The 2118-nt window shown below is 56.6% G+C and carries 1 protein-coding gene; it reads left to right on the top strand.

Features of this window, described 5'->3' with window-relative positions; genetic code table 11:
• Positions 1-1688: 1688 nt before the first annotated feature.
• Positions 1689-2118: DUF3825 domain-containing protein (locus AC5JLB_RS01265; protein WP_495872042.1), on the top strand; the 430-nt coding region annotated here is incomplete at its 3' end.

Genomic DNA, 2118 nt, shown 5'->3' with positions numbered 1-2118 from the left:
ACTTCTTCTGGGTAGGGATACGGCCAAGCGAAAAATACAACTGCGCCCAGTCGCTCGCATCCGCTAGCAGAGTTGGGCTTACGTGCGCCAGTGAGGCTCGCGCGATTATCTCAAGTGACAAGCTTGACCAAAGAGCAAATCTCCAATCGTCGTGACTATGCTCCTTCATCTGGTCGATATAGCGCCTAGCTTTGTTGAGTAGCGATGCGGCGTCCCAGGGATGCGGAGTGGCTGCGGGTTCAATTCCACTCAATTCGATAGCTCCATTAAGTAAACCCTCTCAATTTCCCTAGAAAGAGCGCTGGAGGGGACGGGCGTTCTCCCGTGCAGCATGGCCCAGTTGTCAATGAGAAGAGCATCGCCCGGGGTTGTAAGCGGAAAGTCGGCGGAACTAGCAGCCCGCAATGCCCCTGCCATCTGCGCGAAACAGACCTCAGCAGTCTGCGAAGCGGGCCTGAGAAAGCGCTCATCCCAACGGATCAGTATGCCTTGTTCTGTTGCTTGAAGCAGGCTCAGCGGGCTTATACGGCCTGCTACCTTGCGCCGGGGCCTCATGACGGCCCGCTGGAGGTTTGCCGCGCCAATCGCTGCAATAATCGGTCGGGGATCGACCAGAGTCGTCGCGACATCTGACGCGCCGGATACGCAGCGGAGTAAAACATATCTGGGCGGCAAGTACCATGTAGCCATATCTGTGTGGAGAGGAAACTCTCCCAGGCCGTAATTACCGCTGTAAGTGTTAAGAGCGGTACCGTCTTGGGATTTCGGAAGTAGACGATGTACCGCTCCGCCGGCGCCGAGCGCGACCGGTCTGCCTAGCAGCCGAGAGAGCTGATCAGTTGAAATTTCCAGGGGCCAGTTCTGGAGGATCGCAAACCCTTCATTTGAAACTTGACGAGAGATGCAGCGTACTGTTGTTTGCACTGTGTCCTGATCTTTGGCCTAAGGCGTCTTTGGAAGTTGCAGACTAGCCCAACCTCAGCCCATGAGAAGGTGCAACGATGCTTCTGCGTGTTGCCATAGCGAGTTTGCTTCTGGGGGTTCTTGCTGCTTCGTCCGTTGAGGCGTCCGCTCGCCATGGTGGCACTTCCAAGATGGCATTCTTGGTTTAGAGAGCAACCTCAAGCTGGGTCGACACCCGCTGCATATTTTGCTCGCCGGCTGCAACCGACTCCGGGTCGCTGAGAGAGAGAGCAACAGAGAGGAAGTGCGGGCGCCGGTAGGAGCGGGGCCCGTAGGGCGAACGGTGCGCGTTCTGCAGGATGGTAAGCGGCATCTTGAGCCCTGAGCCGTGGGCAGCGGTGTCGAACGCCACTGCGGCGGTATAGGCTGCCGGCCGGATGGCCTGGGAGGCTTTGGCGCGGGTTGGCCGCCCACGCGGAGGGCAAGGCGCTAGCGGGTGCGCCACGATGCCCGGCAGGAGCGCAAAAAGGCGGACATGCAAGGTCGCCGAAGCCCGACACACTGACACGGCGAGGCGAGACCATTAGGTCATACCGGTCCTACGCAACGACCAATGTTGACTCGCCGGAGGTCAACGCTGTACTGCAAGACTCCACGGCCGAACAATGCGGCTCCAGCAAACAAGTAGACATACTGAGAAGCAAAACAGAAATAAAGATCACCAGCGCCCGCCTGATTGCAGGCAAGACGTCGAACAGCAAAAGACGTTTCCTAGCCCACCAGAAATGATGAGTACCCAAAACATAGAGATGAAGCTGATGACCATGAAACCATACGAGTCGCTTTTCAGAGCGCACGCCAACCAGCCCAGCGAAACCGCATTTGCGCATATCTATCCGATCAAGGGTGATTACGCAGAGCCCTTCCGGATAGTCGCAAGAGCAACGATAGACGGTATCGACGCTTGGCATTTTCAGCAGCAACGCTTCATCGATAAGTATGCCAAGCAGCCGGTTCCAAAGCTGAAGAACTATCTGAACTATACCTTCAAACGGCTGCTGGAGCTTGAGAACGACTTAGCGGTGGACGAAAAAGGCCGATACTTTGTCGTATCGAACGACGGAGACTGGACCACCTTCAACACTGGGCTGCAGAACCCCTACGGTTCGGACCTGCTTCTCGTGTTCGAGAAGTTCAGACCTAAAGAGGAACCAC

It is taken from the genome of Myxacorys chilensis (genome assembly GCF_059505265.1).
Note: the sequence above shows the minus strand (reverse complement) of the source record. Positions and strands in the feature narration are given on the sequence as shown.